14 protein-coding genes are annotated in these 14828 nt (G+C 73.6%); 8 read left to right on the top strand and 6 right to left on the bottom strand.

Going from position 1 to position 14828, the window contains the following annotated elements; genetic code table 11:
• Window positions 1-6: 6 nt before the first annotated feature.
• Window positions 7-699: a TetR/AcrR family transcriptional regulator gene (locus FFA01_RS11650; protein ID WP_146856297.1), complete on the bottom strand. Its 693-nt coding sequence runs from the start codon at window positions 697-699 to the stop codon at window positions 7-9.
• 105 nt (window positions 700-804) lie between these two features.
• Here FFA01_RS11650 and FFA01_RS11645 point away from each other — a divergent pair, with 105 nt between their 5' ends.
• The 4 genes from FFA01_RS11645 to FFA01_RS11630 all read left to right on the top strand — a co-directional run bounded on the left by FFA01_RS11645 (window position 805) and on the right by FFA01_RS11630 (window position 7281).
• Window positions 805-2142 (top strand): extracellular solute-binding protein, encoded by a 1338-nt coding sequence (locus FFA01_RS11645; protein WP_146856295.1) that lies wholly within the window; start codon window positions 805-807, stop codon window positions 2140-2142.
• A complete protein-coding gene (locus FFA01_RS11640) occupies window positions 2139-3101 on the top strand; it encodes a carbohydrate ABC transporter permease (RefSeq protein ID WP_146856293.1) in 963 nt (320 codons plus the stop codon). Before FFA01_RS11645 ends, FFA01_RS11640 begins: the two co-directional genes overlap by 4 nt.
• Entirely contained in the window at window positions 3098-4069 is a 972-nt protein-coding gene (locus FFA01_RS11635; RefSeq protein WP_146856291.1) for a carbohydrate ABC transporter permease, read from the top strand. The genes FFA01_RS11640 and FFA01_RS11635 overlap by 4 nt, the downstream gene beginning before the upstream one ends.
• A gap of 71 nt (window positions 4070-4140) precedes the next feature.
• Window positions 4141-7281 (top strand): glycoside hydrolase family 2 TIM barrel-domain containing protein, encoded by a 3141-nt coding sequence (locus FFA01_RS11630; RefSeq protein ID WP_146856331.1) that lies wholly within the window; start codon window positions 4141-4143, stop codon window positions 7279-7281.
• On the opposite strand, the gene FFA01_RS11625 is transcribed toward FFA01_RS11630, so the two are convergent.
• Window positions 7268-8350, bottom strand: a complete 1083-nt coding sequence (locus tag FFA01_RS11625; RefSeq protein ID WP_146856289.1) for an NAD(P)/FAD-dependent oxidoreductase — start codon at window positions 8348-8350, stop codon at window positions 7268-7270. The two genes, FFA01_RS11630 and FFA01_RS11625, sit on opposite strands and share 14 nt — an antisense overlap.
• Before the next feature lie 243 nt (window positions 8351-8593).
• On the opposite strand from FFA01_RS11625, the gene FFA01_RS11620 reads away from it, so the two are divergent.
• From FFA01_RS11620 to FFA01_RS11605, 4 genes are read left to right on the top strand one after another with little or no spacing between them, the layout of a single operon-like run.
• Window positions 8594-9763: an OmpA family protein gene (locus tag FFA01_RS11620; RefSeq protein WP_146856287.1), complete on the top strand. Its 1170-nt coding sequence runs from the start codon at window positions 8594-8596 to the stop codon at window positions 9761-9763.
• Window positions 9760-11094, top strand: coding sequence for a hypothetical protein (locus tag FFA01_RS11615; protein WP_146856285.1), 1335 nt, complete (start codon window positions 9760-9762; stop codon window positions 11092-11094). Before FFA01_RS11620 ends, FFA01_RS11615 begins: the two co-directional genes overlap by 4 nt.
• A 35-nt stretch (window positions 11095-11129) precedes the next feature.
• Window positions 11130-11675, top strand: coding sequence for a hypothetical protein (locus tag FFA01_RS11610; RefSeq protein ID WP_146856283.1), 546 nt, complete (start codon window positions 11130-11132; stop codon window positions 11673-11675).
• A 34-nt stretch (window positions 11676-11709) separates the two neighbouring features.
• Complete coding sequence (locus FFA01_RS11605) at window positions 11710-12219, top strand: DUF427 domain-containing protein (RefSeq protein ID WP_146856281.1); 510 nt, start codon at window positions 11710-11712, stop codon at window positions 12217-12219.
• A gap of 51 nt (window positions 12220-12270) precedes the next feature.
• Here FFA01_RS11605 and FFA01_RS11600 read toward each other — a convergent pair whose 3' ends face one another.
• The 4 genes from FFA01_RS11600 to FFA01_RS11585 all read right to left on the bottom strand — a co-directional run.
• Window positions 12271-12867, bottom strand: a complete 597-nt coding sequence (locus FFA01_RS11600) for a hypothetical protein (RefSeq protein WP_146856279.1) — start codon at window positions 12865-12867, stop codon at window positions 12271-12273.
• A gap of 181 nt (window positions 12868-13048) precedes the next feature.
• Window positions 13049-13576: a hypothetical protein gene (locus FFA01_RS11595; protein ID WP_146856277.1), complete on the bottom strand. Its 528-nt coding sequence runs from the start codon at window positions 13574-13576 to the stop codon at window positions 13049-13051.
• A 22-nt stretch (window positions 13577-13598) separates the two neighbouring features.
• Window positions 13599-14114 (bottom strand): heme-degrading domain-containing protein, encoded by a 516-nt coding sequence (locus tag FFA01_RS11590; RefSeq protein WP_146856275.1) that lies wholly within the window; start codon window positions 14112-14114, stop codon window positions 13599-13601.
• A 116-nt stretch (window positions 14115-14230) separates the two neighbouring features.
• On the bottom strand, window positions 14231-14828 hold a 598-nt coding region (locus tag FFA01_RS11585), incomplete at its 5' end, for a glycosyltransferase (RefSeq protein WP_146856273.1).

Here is a 14828-nt window from a genome sequence, read left to right as displayed (position 1 = left end):
CCGGTGTCAGGCGGGGAGCACGATCCGATCGATGTGCTCCCGCAGCTGGGCGACGACGTCGACGCTCGTCGGATCGATGAGCCACTGCAGCTGGATGCCGTCCCACAGGGCCACGAGCGCGGCCGCCGCCCGGTCGGGGTCGACCCCGTCGACCAGGCGGCCCTGCTCACGGAGGGCCCGGAAGCCCGCGGCGTACTCGGACCGCAGGTCGTCGAAGCGCGAGGCCACGTAGTCGCGCACGGGGGAGTCGTCCGTCGTCGCCTCGCCGGCCAGCGCCGTGTAGAGCCCGATGAGGCCGGGCACCGCCTCGTTGTGGCGGGCCTGTCGCAGGACGGCCTCGGTGAAGTCCTCGTCGCCGTCGGCCGCGGAGCCGGGACCCGCGCCTCCGGACCCGTCGCCCCGGATCGACACGGCGTCGCGCCGCTCGAGCACGGCCCGGAGCAGATCGCGCTTCGACGGGAAGTAGTGCAGCAGGCTGGTCTGGCTGACGCCGACGCGGTCGGCGACCTCCTGCAGCGACCCGCCCCGGTAGCCGCGGGACGAGAACACGTCGAAGGCGGCGTCGACGATGGCCGCACGCCGCTCCGCGGACTTCGCGTAGGGGCCGCGCGAGCCGCGCCCTCGGCCCGGCGCGGCCGGGCGCGGCGTCGCCTCGACGCCGTCCGCGGGCGAGGCGTCGGAGCGGTCGGCTGCGGTCATGAGGGGCAGCCTACGGCTCGCCCGCGCCTCCCCGGGTGAATTTCGAGCGAGCACTCGACATTGTGTTAGGTTCGCCTGGTCCGGTCCACGATGAAGTGAGTGCAGATGAGTCCCCTCAGTCGACGACAGCTCCTGGGCCTCGGCCTGAGCGCCGGGGCCGCGGCCCTGCTGGCCGGGTGCGCGACGCCCGGCACCACCTCGGTGAACAGCCTCCCGACCATCCCGCCGGCCGACGGCCCCGTCCGGCTCCAGTACTGGGCGTGGCTCAAGGGACTCGACCAGGTCTGCGCGATCTACAACCGCTCGCACCCCGACGTCCAGGTCGAGGCGGTCTTCATCCCGGGCGGCAACGTCGGCGGCTACCAGAAGCTCTACTCGGCTCTGGCGGCCGGCGCCGGACCCGACCTGGCGCAGGTCGAGCTGCGCTCGCTGCCCGAGTTCCTGCTCGCCAACGGCGTCGTCGACCTCCGTCGCTACGGCGCCGACGAGTACGCCGAGCTCTACGACCCCACCCTCTGGAACCAGGTCAACTACGCCGGAGGCGTCTACGCGATCCCGCAGGACAGCGGGCCGATGGGCACGTTCTACCGACCCGACATCCTCGAGTCCGTCGGCGCCGGTGCGCCCCGCACGTGGGACGACTGGGCGGCGACCGGCGCCGAGCTGACGGGCCAGGGGATCTACATGGACGTCTTCCCGCTGTCCGACGCCTCGGTCTTCGCCGCCTACGCCACCCAGGCCGGCGCCGCCTGGCTGCGCGCGGAGGACGACGGGTGGGTGATCGACATGACCGACGACGCCACGCTGCAGGTCGCCGCGTTCTTCGACCGGGCCATCGACGACGGCATCGTCACGACCTCGTACACCGCCTACTCGCCCGCCTGGTTCGCCGCGGCCGCGAACGACGGCCTGGCCACCTGCACCACCGGCTCGTGGGGCGACGCCCTGATCGAGGGCGTCAGCGGTGCCGAGGGCCGGTGGGAGGTCGCCCCTATGCCCACCTGGAGCGGCGGCTACGCCTCGAGCTTCATCGGCGGCTCCACCTCGGCCGTCCTGGCGAACAGCGCGCACCCGAAGGAGGCGCTCGACTTCGCCGTCTGGATGACGACCACCCGTGAGGGGGTCGACGCCATGATCGAGCACTGCGGCATCGGCTGGTCGCCCGCCCGCGACGTCGTGGGCACCGCCCGGCAGGAGCCGAGCGCCTTCTTCAGCGGGCAGGACTACAACCAGGAGGTCTTCGTGCCCGCGACCGAGCAGAGCAGCCAGAACCAGGACTGGAGCTGGTGGCCGGTCACCCAGCAGTCGTTCAACATCCTCAGCGACGGGTTCCGCGGCAAGGCGTCCGGCGGCACCCTCGTCGACGCCGTCGCGCAGGCCGAGCAGGACATCATCTCGGTGTTCCGCAACAAGGGCCTGTCGATCCGCAGGGCCGGCGCATGAGCGCCGCGACCGACGCGCGGCCGACGCCCGCGACCGACTCGACCCGCGCCTCCTCGGGCCCCCGTCGCTCCCGCTCGAAGGGGGCGACGAAGCGGGCTCCCTGGATCCTCCTCGCGCCGTTCCTGGCGCTGTTCGTGCTGACCTTCATGATCCCGATCGTGATCGCCGTCTTCTCGAGCTTCACCTCGGTGACCCGCGCCGGGCTGTTCGGCGAGGGCGGCGTCACGAGCGGCTTCGCCGGCTTCGACAACTACGCGCAGGTGCTCGGCGACGGCAACTTCCTCGCCTCGATCGGACGGATGCTCCTCTTCGGCGTCGTGCAGGTGCCGGTCATGCTGATCCTCTGCACGGTGCTGGCACTGCTGCTCGAGTCCGCCTCGGCGAAGTGGCCCGGCGTGTTCCGCGCCGCGTACTTCCTGCCGTACGGCGTGCCCGGGGTGATCGCCACCATCCTCTGGTCGTTCCTCTACGTGCCGGGCCTCAGCCCGATCATCGACATCGGCGAGGTCGTCGGTCTCAGCCCGGACTTCCTCGGTGCGGACACCGTGCTCTGGTCGATCGCGAACATCGTGACCTGGAGCTACACCGGCTACAACATGCTGATCATCATCGCCCAGCTCAAATCGATCCCGGTCGAGCTGTACGAGGCGGCCAAGGTCGACGGAGCGTCGCCGCTGCGCGTCGCGGTCAGCATCCAGCTGCCGCTGATCCGCCCGGCCCTGCTGCTCACCGCCGTCTTCTCGATCATCGGCACGCTGCAGCTGTTCGCCGAGGCGCAGGTGCTGCAGCGCGTGGCGCCGGCGATCGACAGCCAGTACACGCCCAACCTCAGCGCCTACACGACGGCCTTCGCCTACAACGACTACAACGTCGCGGCGGCCCAATCGGTGCTGATCGCCCTCGTCGCCTTCGCCCTCTCGATCACGTTCCTCAGCATCACGAACAGGAAGAGCGCATGAGCACCACGACGCGGCCCTCCGAGCACGCCACCGAGACCGAGTCGATCGTGACCTCCCAGGGCAGGAGGCGCGGGTCGTCGTCCGCCGCCGCCCGCCGGTCGCGCTCGGCCGGCCCCGACCGCTCGGCCGGTCGCACCCGGACGTCGACCATCCTGGTCACCGGCGTGCTCGTCGTCGTGGCCCTGTACTTCCTGGTGCCGGTCTACTGGGTGGTCGTCGCGGCCACGAAGACCACCGGCGACCTGTTCGGCACCTTCGGCTTCTGGTTCGCCCCCGACTTCGCGCTGTGGAGCAACCTCGGCCAGGTGCTGTCGTTCCAGGGCGGCATCTTCGTCCGCTGGCTCGGCAACTCGCTGCTGTACGCCGGCGTCGGCGCCGTCCTGGCGACCTACTTCGCGGCGGCCGGCGGCTACGCCCTCGCCAAGTACGAGTTCCGGGGCCGCAACCTGGTGTTCGGCGCGATCCTGGGCGGCGTGCTCGTGCCCGGCACGGCCACGGCCCTGCCGCTCTTCCTCCTCTTCAGCCAGCTGGGCCTCGCCAACACCTACTGGAGCGTGCTGCTGCCGTCGCTCGTGTCGCCGTTCGGGTTGTTCCTCTGCCGGATCTACGCGCAGGCCACGGTCGACACCTCGTTGATGGAGGCCGCCCGGCTCGACGGCGCGAGCGAGCTCCGGATCTTCCACACCCTGGGGCTGCGCATCCTCAGCCCCGCCCTGGTGACGGTGTTCCTGTTCCAGCTCGTCGGCATCTGGAACAACTACTTCCTGCCGCTGGTGATGCTCAGCGACGTCGACAAGTTCCCCGTCACACTCGGTCTGAACAACTGGCTCAGCCAGACCGACCGACTGCCCGAGTTCTACCAGCTGACCACCGGCGGCGTCCTGCTGTCGATCATCCCGCTCGTCATCGCCATGATCGTGCTGCAGCGCTTCTGGCGCGGCGGCCTCACCGAAGGATCCGTCAAGTGACCCCCGCCGTCTCCCCGACCCGCGCCTCCTCGTCTCCCACCACCACGACGGGCGCCGGGCCGACCGCCCCGCTGGCCGGCTACCTCACCGACACCGGGCCGGGCTCCGGCCGTCGCTCGCCGGCGCGGTCGTGGCTGCACACCGACGCCCCCACCCTGTCGCTCGACGGCGAGTGGGCCTTCCGACTGCTGGCGGGCGCTCCCGGCACCGTCGGCGGACGGGGAGTCCTGCCCGAGGGCGAGGGCCCCGACGACGTGGGGTCGGTCGACCTCGACGACTCCGGCTGGCAGACGATCGCCGTGCCGTCGCACTGGGTGCTGACCGGCGACGGCACGCGCGGGGCGCCGATCTACACGAACGTGCAGTTCCCGTTCCCGACCGACGTGCCGAACGTGCCCGACGAGAACCCGACGGGCGACCACCGTCGCACCTTCGAGCTCCCCGCCTCGTTCGAGGGCGCCGAGCGCGTGCTGCTGCGCTTCGACGGCGTCGAGTCGCGGTCGGTGGTCTGGGTCAACGGCGTCCACGTCGGCGTGGGCGTCGGGAGCCGGCTCGCCCAGGAGTTCGACGTCACCGATCTGGTGCGCCCGGGCGCGAACACGATCGCCGTGCGCGTGCACCAGTGGTCGGCGTCGAGCTACGTCGAGGACCAGGACCAGTGGTGGCTGCCCGGCATCTTCCGCAGCGTCACGCTCGAGGCGCGACCGGTCGGCGGCCTCGACGACGTCTGGCTGCGCAGCGAGTGGCACGGCACCGCGGGCGAGACGGCGGGAGGCGCGACGATCGTCGCCGAGATCACCGCCGGTCCCGCCGCCTGGCCGGTCACCCTCGCCGTCCCCGAGCTCGGCGTCGACGTGACGTTCGAGTCGCCGGCCGACGTCGCCCCGATCGAGCTGATCGACGTCGAGCCGTGGAGCGCCGAGACGCCCCGCCTCTACGAGGCCACCGTGACGAGCGCGGGAGGCGCGGAGACGATCTCGCAGCGGCTCGGCTTCCGCACGGTGCGCATCGTCGGCGACCTCTTCGAGGTCAACGGCCGCCGCGTGGTGTTCCACGGCGTCAACCGGCACGAGGTGCACCCCGACCAGGGGCGCGTCTTCGACGAGGACTTCGCCCGCCGCGACCTCGAGCTGATGAAGCGGTTCAACGTCAACGCCATCCGCACCTCGCACTACCCGCCGCACCCGCGCCTGCTCGACCTCGCCGACGAGCTCGGCTTCTGGGTCGTGCTCGAGTGCGACCTCGAGACCCACGGGTTCGAGCGCGACCGCTGGGTCGACAACCCGAGCGACGACGCCCGCTGGCACGACGCCTACGTCGACCGCATGGTCCGGACGGTCGAGCGCGACAAGAACCACCCGAGCATCGTGATGTGGTCGCTCGGCAACGAGTCGGGCACGGGACGCAACCTCGCCGCGATGGCCGCGTGGACGCATGCCCGCGACCGCGGCCGCCCGGTGCACTACGAGGGCGACTACACGGGCGCCTACACCGACGTCTACTCGCGGATGTACTCGTGGATCGACGAGACCCGCGCGATCGGCGCCGGCGACGAGTCGGTCCGCCTGCTGGGCTGCTCGGCCGCCGAGGCCGCCCGCCAGCGCTCGAAGCCGTTCGTGCTCTGCGAGTACGTGCACGCCATGGGCAACGGCCCCGGCGCCGTCGACGAGTACGAGGACCTCGTCGACGAGTTCCCCCGGCTGCACGGCGGCTTCGTCTGGGAGTGGCGTGATCACGGACTCCGCACCCGGACCGCCGATGGCGTCGAGTACTTCGGCTACGGCGGCGACTTCGGCGAGGTCGTCCACGACGGCAACTTCGTGATGGACGGCATGGTGCTCTCCGACGGCACGCCGAGCCCCGGCCTGTTCGAGTGGGCCCAGGTCGTGTCGCCGATCCGCCTCACGGCGCGTCGCGTCGAGTCGGCGGGCGACGAGGCGAGCACGGGGGCGTCGATCACGGTCGACAACCGACGGCACAGCGCCACGACGGCCGACGTCGAGCTGCGCTGGACGGTCGCCCACGACGGCGACGTCGTCCTCACCGGCGTGCTCGAGCCCCTCGACGGCGCCGGCCGCGCCCTCGCCGCCGGCGAGCAGGTCTCGCTGGCCCTGCCCGACCTCCCGGTCTCGGCGACCGGCGAGACGTGGCTGACCGTCGAGGCGGTCCTCCGCGCCGACCACGGGTGGGCCGACGCCGGACACGTCCTCTCCGCCAGCCAGGTCGAGCTCGGAGCCCACGTCGACGTCCGGCGTGGGGCGGCGTATCCGCGGCCCCTGATGCCGGGAGACGGACGCGCGGAGCTCGCCGGCGCCTCCTCCGGGCGCATCGACCTGGGACCGGCGTCGTTCGTCGACGGCCGTCTGGTCTCGCTCGCGGGACGCCCGGTCGACGGGCCGCGGCTCGAGCTGTGGCGGGCGACCACCGACAACGAGCGGGGCCACTGGGACGCCCCGCGCGACATCGACGCCGACCCGATGCGCGACCGGCACCGCACCGATCTGCGAGCCGACGAGCTGCTGCCGAGCGCCGAGACCATCGCGAAGCGCGCCGGTCTCGATCGGCTGACCTCGCGCGTCGAGTCGATCGCGGCGACCGCGGCGGGCGTCCACGTGCGCACCCGTTGGGCCGCCGCGGACGCCCGTCAGGCGGTCACCGTCGACGAGCGCTGGACGCTCGAGCGCGGCGAGCTCCAGCTCGCGCTCGACCTCGTGCCGACGGCGGGGTGGGACCTCTCCTGGCCGCGGGTCGGCGTCCGCTTCGACCTGCCCGCGGACGTCGACGCCGTGTCGTGGTTCGGCACCGGACCGCGGGAGTCGTACCCCGACAGCCGTCGATCCGCCCTGGTCGGCCGCTACGAGTCGAGCGTCGACGACCTCACGGTCGACTACGCCCGGCCGCAGGAGAGCGGGCACCGGAGCGACCTCCGCAGCCTCGAGCTGCGCACCGGGGACGGAGCAGGCTGGCTCCGTCTCGACGTGACGCCCGACGCGGCCGGCCGTCGACCCGGCTTCACCGTCCGTCGGCACACGGCGCAGCAGGTCGACGCGGCCGACCACCCGTACGAGCTGCCCGTGCCCGAGGCGACCCACCTCTGGCTCGACGCCGCCCAGAACGGGGTGGGCTCGCGGGCCTGCGGGCCCGACGTGTCCGCACCGCACGTGCTGCGCCCGTCGGCGCACGCGATGCGGCTGCGGGTCAGAGCGCTCTGACCGCCGCGGCCGTCTCCTCGGTGATGAGGTCCATGTTGATCACGGCCCCCGCCATCACCCCGGAGGCGGCCGCCATGACCACCTGCTGACCCGGGTTCGTGACGTTCCCGGCGAGGGCGACGCCGGGCTCCCGGCTCATGCCGGTGAGGGGATCGGCCGGCACGGCCGACCCCATGCCCGACGGGTGCGGCTCGGCCTCGAGTCCGAGGGATCGGAGCACGCCGTCGCGGGCCACGACGGTCGAGGCGACGGCGACGGCACCCACGTCGACGACCCGGCCGTCGGCGAGGACCAGCCCGCTGAGGCGGTCGTCGTCGATCCGGACGGAGGCGACGCGTCCGGACACGATCCGGATGCCGCGGGCGGCGAACGCGCTCCGGTCGGCGTCGCTCGGCTCGAGGGCGTCGTTCGTGACGAGCGTCACGTCGTCGCTCCACTGGCGGAAGAGCAGCGCCTGGTGGACGGAGTTCGGACCGGTGCCGAGCACGCCGATGGCACGGTCGCGGACCTCCCAGCCGTGGCAGTAGGGGCAGTGCACGACGTCCCGGCCCCATCGGTCGGACAGGCCCTCGACGTCGGGCAGCTCGTCGACGAGGCCGGTCGTGACGACGAGGCGTCGGGCGCGGAGGGTGCGGAGGCGACCGCCCTCGGTCGTGAACGACACGACAAAGCCGAGTGCGCCTCCCCGGCCGTCCCGTCGGGCGTCGGTCGCGGTGCCCGCGACGACCACGCCGCCGTAGGACTCGACCTCGGCCCGGCCGAGCCGGAGCAGCTCGAGCGGCGAGACGCCGTCCCGGGTGAGGAACCCGTGGACGCCGGCGGCCGCCGCGTTGCGCGGTTCGCCCGAGTCGATCACGACGACGTCGCGGCGAGCCCGGGCGAGGGTCAGGGCGGCGCTGAGGCCGGCGGCGCCTCCGCCGACGACGACGGCGTCGTGCAGTCGGTCGTCGGCGTGGACGGCGGTGACCGGCTCAGCGGCGGGGGCGGCGGGGCTGCCGGTGACCAGCTCGTCGGCGGGGGCGGTGGGGGTGCCGGATGCAGCGGCTGATGCGGATGCGGTGTTCGTCATGATGGGTGACCTCCTGCCTCGATGCTCGTCGCCTCGTGAGACTCCGGCAAGGGTTGTTGCCGTATTGGCAAGAACTCGCGTGATGAGGCAGCCGGAGGGAGCATCCGGAGTCATCCCGGAGGCGGGGTGAGTCATCCCCGGGCGGGCTGCGCAGCCCGGACGGCGCTCCCTACGCTCGGGGATCGGACGCGTGCCGTCCGCCCGTGCCGGAGACCCCGGCCGGGCACCGAGGAGGAACGACCCGTGACATCCCCGCTCCACCGGATCCGCCCCATGCGCGCCGCCGTCGGTCTCGCCGCGGCGGCTCTCGCTCTGACCGCGCTGTCCGGCTGCACGCTCGAGGCCCCCGCCCCGCTCGTGCTCGGATTCACGGCGACGTCGGCCGAGCCGCGTCCCGCCCTCGCCGCGAGCGCCCGCGACGCCGTGTCGACCCACGCCCTGGCCGCCCACCGCCCGGCCGACGGCGCGATCGACCTGGTGGTGCAGGGGGTGCCGGCGGGTGACACGGTCGATCTGACGCCGATGCTGGGCGCCGACCGGGTGCAGCAGGTCCCCGACGAGCGGGAGGCCGCGGTCGCGGAGTCGCTCGACGACCTGGACGCCCGCGTCTCGGGCCTCGAGGCCGGCGACGACGGCCTCGACCTGCTCTCCGTCCTCGCGGACGCGTCGCGGCTGCACGACTCGGGCTCCATCGTGGTCGTGTCGAGCGGGCTGCAGACCGCCGACCCGGTCGATCTGCGTCAGCTGGGCTGGTCGTTCGACCCCGCCACGATCGCATCGACTCTGGCCGAGCGGGGCGCGCTGCCCGACCTCTCGCGTCACGACGTCACCTTCGTCGGCCTCGGGGTGACGGGAGGCGACCAGCCTGCTCCGGCCCTCTCAACCACGACCCGGCTGAGCGATCTCTGGCTGGCGATCTGCGAGGCCGCCGGCGCGGACTCCTGCACCGAGGGAGGCGCGGGGTCGGCCCTCGAGGCTCCCACCGCCTCCCGGGACACCCCGATCGTCCCGGTGTCCACCGACGCGACGCCGTGCACGACGCCGCTCGTGCTCTCCACGGCCGTGCTCTTCGGCGGGGACTCGGCGGTGCTCGACTCGGATGCCGACGCGGCGCTCACCGACGTCGTGGACGAGCTCGGACGCTGTCCGTCCGGTGTCGCCGCGAACGTCGTCGGCCACGCCGCCGACGTGACCGACGCGGTCGACGGCGAGGCGTTGAGCCTCGAGCGTGCGTCCGCCGTGCACGAGGCCCTGGTCGGGAGCGGGGTCCCCTCCTCGGTCTTCGGCTCGGTCGCCGGTCGGGGCGACACCGATCCGGTCGTCGACGACCGTCCCGGCGGCGTCTTCGACGAGTCCCTGGCGGCGCAGAACCGCCGGGTCGAGATCACCTTCACGAACGAGGACGCACGATGACCGGCACCACCACCCGCCCCGTCCCGGACGGCGTCCTGCCGTGGCCCGCGACACCCCCTCTCGAGCCGGCGTCCGTCACGACGCCCCCGACGCCCTCGACGCCCGGGTCGGCGGCTCCGCGTCGGGGCACGGCGCGCGCCTCGGTGCCGAGGCGGGACATCGTCCTCTCGCTGTTCGGCGTCGGTCCGATCCCCGCCCGGTACGCCGCGAGTGCACCACGGCTGCACGAGGAGCGGCTCCGAGTCGCCGCCGTGGGGCAGGCCGGCGAGCACACCCCGCTCGAGAGCGCCCTGCGGCTCCGACCCGAGCTCGCGGCCGAGCGGTCGCTCGCCCGAGGCGCCCGGGCGCGGCTCGATCCGGCGGCACGGCGGCTGTCGGCGCTGGTCGCCCGGTACGACGCGGTCACGCGTCGACTCGACCGCGCGGCCGACGACCTCGTCGTCGACATCACGGGCCGCACCATGACGAGGAGCGAGGCGCACGACGCGGTCGACCGACTCGGCCGGGCGCTGGACGATTCGCTGGCGGCGGGCTCCGAGAGGCACCGGACCGAGTCGCGCTGGCGCAAGCGCGTGCTGCTGTTCTTCGTGCTGGCCGACTTCGCCCTCTTCGCGTACTTCATGTCGCGCATCCTGAACGTCGATCTGTTCCTGCCGGCCACCGACCCGATCGCGTTCACGACCTCGATCGTCTTCGCCCTCCTGTTCACCCTCGGGATCGCCTACACGCTGCATCACCTGGGGCACGGGCACCGGGCGTTCACGGACGACCACGGCGAGGTGGTCGTGCCGACCGGTCGCACGTCGCTGCGGGTCCAGCTCGTCTTCGCGCACCTGCTGATGGTCCTGCCCGGGGTGCTCATCGGCGTCCGCATCGTCGACGACGCCCTCCTCGCCGGAGCCGCGTGGGGCCTCGCGATCCTGCTCGGGGTCGCCATCGGGATCGTGATGTCGGGCGTCAACCAGATGATCTACCGCACCGAGCTGCGCGACGGGACGGCCGAGACCGATCGGCTGCTCCACCTCGGCCGCGCTCTGCAGGCCGCCCGTCGTCGTGACGCGCGGCTCGAGCTCGCCCGCGACCGCCTCGAACGCCGGGCGGTCCGGGTCGCGATGTCGGCGGAGCGCGCCGCGGTCCGCATCGAGCAGCGCGGCGACCGGATCGCCAACCGGGGTCCCAGCGCGCGCACGCTGCACTACACGAGGTCGTTGTCGGGTTCGCCGCAGGAAGGGGCGCGGCTCCCTCGCGTCGACCCGGCGCGCGCCCCCTTCGACACCGCCACGGCCCAGCTGCGCGAGCCCCGTCCCAACCTCGGGTTCCTGCGTCGGTGACGTCGGGGGCGAGGCTCGGTGCGAGGATGGACCTCGTGACCGAGACCCGACTCGCCTACCTGGCCTGCGCCTCCGTGGCCGTCGAGCTGCTCGGCCGGCCCGAGGTCGCCTCGACCTGGTCGCTCGGCGCCGTCCGCGACGGGCTCCGGGTCGCGGACGTCGCGGCCGCGCTCGGAGGGTGCCTCGCCGTCACGGCGGCGGACACGCCGGCGACCCGCGTGACGACGCTCCACCCGACGGCGACGACGGTCGCGGCCGAGGCCCGGGCCGCCTTCGACCGGCTCGACGGCCGCTCCGCCGGAAGCCGACCGCCCGTAGACGACCCGTCCGGCGACCCACCCCTCGACGGGGCGTCCGGCCGTCCGGCCGACGACGCCCTGGCCGGGTCGCTCGCCGATCTGGCGCTCGCCCTCGAGGATCTCGCCCTGAGCGTCGCCCAGCACGTCGACGTGTCGCCCTCGACGGCCAGGGCCGCCCTCGAGCTGCTCGTGGCCTCGGCGCGGCGCTCGCGCGGCGGGCTCGCGTCGCTCGACGGGTTCGCCCGCTCGCTCCGGGCGACCGAGGACGCCGCCCGCGTCTGAGAGCGTCCCGGGCTCACGGGTGCACGATGGCGGGATGAGACGCAGCGTCCGGACCCCGCACCGTGAGATCCCCGGCCCCGGGCAGGAGTCCGTCTGGGACTACCCCCGGCCTCCCCGGGTGGAGGCGCGGAGCGAGCGCATCGTCGTGCGCCTCGGAGGCGAGGTGGTCGCCGACACGACCCGCTCGTTCCGGGTGCTCGAGACCAGTCATCCGCCGGTCTACTACCTGCCCCGGTCGGCCTTCGTCGACGGCGCCCTCTCGCGCGGCGACGGAGCCAGCATGTGCGAGTTCAAGGGCAGCGCCGGGTACGTCGATCTGCGGGGCGGGGGAGCGACGGCGCACGGCGCCGGCTGGTTCTACCCGTCTCCGTGGCAGGGCTACGAGCAGCTCGTCGACCACGTGGCGCTCTACCCCGGGCGGGTCGACTCCATCGAGATCGACGGCGAGACCGTCCGTGCGCAGGAGGGCGACTTCTACGGCGGCTGGATCACCGACGCCGTCGTCGGCCCGTTCAAGGGTCCGCCCGGCACTCTCGGGTGGTGACGGGCCCGGAGGGGCCGCCCCGCGCCTCCTCGGCTCCGGCTGCCCGCCCGGTCAGGCGGGCACGTCGCCCGAGAGCACCGCGACGACCTGCTCGGCCGCCGGGAACCAGGGCGTGTAGTGGTCGGGGTCGGCGTTGATCTGCACGGCGTGGGCCGCCTCCGTGGGCGAGAGCTCCTTCCAGCCGGGAATCGCGACGAGCTTCGAGAAGAAGCGCGACGCCGCGGTGTACGGGTCCATCCGTTCGGCGTAGGTGCCCCAGGCCCCGTTGTCGCGTTGCTGGAACAGCCCGCGGCTGTCGGGACCGACGGCGTCGCCGTGGTCGATGTTGCGCAGGCTCGATTCGCCCATCGCCGTCATGACCCCGATCGCCTGGGTGTGCTTGCCGATCCCCTGCGCCTTGGCGGCCTCCATGATCCAGGCGGCGTTGATCAGGCGGTCCTGGCAGTAGCCGGCGACCGGACCGGCGGGGACCTCGATGCCGCCGACCATCACGGGGTCGACCACGGGGCAGGTCACCGGGGGCGTCGTCGGTCTCTCCGCCTCGACCCGCGGCGACGCCAGCGACGACACGACCATGACGAGCGCCACGATCAGCGCCAGGACGGCCGCGCAGAACACCACGGACACGGCGATGAGTGCTCGGCGCATCGGGGTCCTCTCGCAGGGGCGGCGGTGGTCGGTCGGAGCCCCTGTCGGCGGGCTCCGAGAGTCGAGGATAAACGGTCTTCCCGGCGTCCTCCCTCGGCCGGGCCGCCGCCGGGCCCCGTCGGGCCGGTCGCCGGTCCGTGCCGGGCGTCGCCCTCGTGGGCGTCGCCCTCGTGGGCGTCGCCTAGAGCAGATCGCCCCGGTCGGCGAGGTAGGCGGCCGCGTCGCGGACCTCGCCCGAGGCGGCCCCCCAGCGGACGAGCGCACGGCCGTCGGAGACGAGGAGGCGCTGGTCGCCCGCCAGCAGAGCCTCGGTCGAGAGGTCGATCGGCAGGTAGGCGTAGTCGATCACCTCGCCCTCGGCGAAGCGGCCGCGGACGGCCGCCCGTCGCTCGGCCTTGCGTTTCTCGACCGAGGCCGAGAGGTTCTGCGACCGGGTCGGCTCGAGCGCACGGGTGATCCGACCCGTCTCGTGCACGCGGCCGTCGGTCTCGAGCAGCAGCACGCCGAGGCGCCAGGCCCGGCCAACCGGCTCGAGCGATTCGGCCGTCGTGACGACGACGAGGCGCCGAGCCGGCTTGTAGCGGGCGAGCGCCTCGGTGCGGGCGTCGCGGGCCGCGAGGGAGCGCACCGTCTCGGCGAGCAGGTCGCGGAGACCGGCGGCGGCCCGGGCGTCGGCCTCGGCGCGGGCCCCGGGGTCGCCGTCGGTCACGGCATCGTGCGCCACGGCCCGGTCAGGAGTCGTAGCCGTGGGCGAGGAAGTCCTCGAGCACCTCGACGACGAAGGCGTGATCGTCGGCCTGGGGGAGCCCCGACACACCGACCGCTCCGACGACGCCGACACCGGTCACCGTGACGGGGAACATCCCGCCGTGGGCGGCGTAGAGGGAGGTGTCGAGGCGGGACTTCTGATCGAAGGTCGAGCCCGCGACGCGGAACGACTCGCCCACCCGGAACGAGCTCTGCCCGTAGCGCTCGACGACCCGGGCCTTGCGGTCGAGCCAGTCGTCGTTGTCGAGCGACGTCCCCGGCAGGGCGGCGTGGAAGACGCGCTGGCGTCCCTTGCGGACGGTCACGGTGACGGGCAGCCCCCGGCGACGCGCCTCGGCGAGCAGGGACGCGCCGAGGTCGAGCGCGGTGTCGGTGCTGAACCGGCGGAAGACGAGGCGCTCCTCCTGCTCGGCGAGCCGGGTCAGCAGGGAGTCGTCGGTGCCGGAGGCATCGTCGGTGGGCTGGCTGTCGTCGGTCATGGGGCCTCCGGTCGGTGCAGGGCGTGCTGTCGACCCGAGCTTAGGCGCGGCCCCTGACGGTCGGCTCCGGTGTCGCCGACGGCGCGACGACGGCGGAGCGACCGGTCCGGGATCGGTCAGCGCCGCCCGCCGACGGCGACGAGCTCGGTGCAGTCCTCGCTGCCCGAGACGCGGCAGTAGACGTCGGCGAGCTCGGCCGCCGACAGCGACCACGGGTGGTCGAGCGCCCGGGCCCTGGAGGCGCGTGAGAGCCGGGACGCGAGCTCGCCGTCGCGGAGGATCCGCGTGATCGTCGTCGCCCAGTCGCCGGGGTCGCGGGACTCGAGCACCACGCCGGTGACCCCGTCGACGACGGACTCGCGCAGCCCGCCCGACGCGGCGGCCACGACGGGGACGCCGCTGGCGGCCGCCTCGAGGGCGATGAGGCCGTACGTCTCGGAGTGCGAGGGCACGAGCACCAGACTCGCGTCGCGCAGCAGGCTCGCGAGGCCGGTGCGGGTGCGGGGACCCACGAAGCGCACGGTCAGGTCGAGCTCCCCGACGAGCGCGAGCAGGTCGTCCTCGTAGCCGGCGAACTCGGTGGAGGCGCCACCGGCGATCACGAGGTCGGGGCGGACGTCGGCGGGCACCGCGGCGACCGCGCGGATGGCGAGGTCGGGGGCCTTGAGCGGCTCGAGGCGGCCGGCGACGACGACGGAGGGGCGGGCGGGCGGG

This window comes from Frigoribacterium faeni (assembly GCF_007988805.1).
GTDB lineage: Bacteria > Actinomycetota > Actinomycetes > Actinomycetales > Microbacteriaceae > Frigoribacterium > Frigoribacterium faeni.
This window is presented reverse-complemented; position numbering and strand designations above follow the sequence as displayed.